The 1,361-nt window shown below is 54.0% G+C and carries 1 rRNA gene (running past one end of the window); it reads left to right on the top strand.

Annotation, left to right across the window (positions count from 1 at the left end):
* A 23S ribosomal RNA gene (locus QT711_RS19480) occupies positions 1-1,361 on the top strand (its annotated part extends 1,608 nt beyond the left edge of the window); the annotation flags it as partial.

Consider the following 1,361-nt stretch of genomic DNA (forward strand, 5'->3'; position numbering starts at 1 on the left):
ATGCGCGTCTAAGCAGTGAGGTGTGGAACGAGGCAAATCCCGTTCCTATAACATTGAGCTGTGATGGCAAGGGGAATTATTCCCTGGAGTCCCTGATTTCACACTGCCAAGAAAAGCCTCTAGCGAGGCGGGAGGTGCCCGTACCGCAAACCGACACAGGTAGGCGAGGAGAGAATCCTAAGGTGATCGAGAGAACTCTCGTTAAGGAACTCGGCAAAATGACCCCGTAACTTCGGGAGAAGGGGTGCTCTGGTAGGGTGAATAGCCCGAGAGAGCCGCAGTGAATAGGCCCAGGCGACTGTTTAGCAAAAACACAGGTCTCTGCAAAACCGTAAGGTGACGTATAGGGGCTGACGCCTGCCCGGTGCTGGAAGGTTAAGAGGAGAGGTCAGCGCAAGCGAAGCTTTGAATTGAAGCCCCAGTAAACGGCGGCCGTAACTATAACGGTCCTAAGGTAGCGAAATTCCTTGTCGGGTAAGTTCCGACCCGCACGAAAGGCGTAACGATCTGGGCACTGTCTCAACGAGAGACTCGGTGAAATTATAATATGCGTGAAGATGCGCATTACCCGCGACAGGACGGAAAGACCCCGTGGAGCTTTACTGTAGCCTGATATTGAATTCCGGTGCAGCCTGTACAGGATAGGTAGGAGCCTTGGAATCCGGAGCGCCAGCTTCGGAGGAGGCAATGGTGGGATACTACCCTGGCTGTATTGGAATTCTAACCCTTACCCGTGATCCGGGTAGGAGACAGTGTCAGGTGGGCAGTTTGACTGGGGCGGTCGCCTCCTAAAGTGTAACGGAGGCGCCCAAAGGTTCCCTCAGAATGGTTGGACATCATTCGTAGAGTGCAAAGGCATAAGGGAGCTTGACTGCGAGACCTACAAGTCGAGCAGGGTCGAAAGACGGGCTTAGTGATCCGGTGGTTCCGCATGGAAGGGCCATCGCTCAACGGATAAAAGCTACCCCGGGGATAACAGGCTTATCTCCCCCAAGAGTCCACATCGACGGGGAGGTTTGGCACCTCGATGTCGGCTCATCGCATCCTGGGGCTGTAGTCGGTCCCAAGGGTTGGGCTGTTCGCCCATTAAAGCGGTACGCGAGCTGGGTTCAGAACGTCGTGAGACAGTTCGGTCCCTATCCGTCGCGGGCGTAGGAAATTTGAGAGGAGCTGTCCTTAGTACGAGAGGACCGGGATGGACATACCGCTGGTGTACCAGTTGTCTTGCCAAAGGCATCGCTGGGTAGCTATGTATGGACGGGATAAATGCTGAAAGCATCTAAGCATGAAGCCCCCCTCAAGATGAGATTTCCCATTACGCAAGTAAGTAAGATCCCTCAAAGATGATGAGGTAGATAGGT

Source organism: Sporosarcina saromensis (assembly GCF_033253735.1).
GTDB classification, from domain to species: Bacteria; Bacillota; Bacilli; order Bacillales_A; family Planococcaceae; genus Sporosarcina; species Sporosarcina saromensis.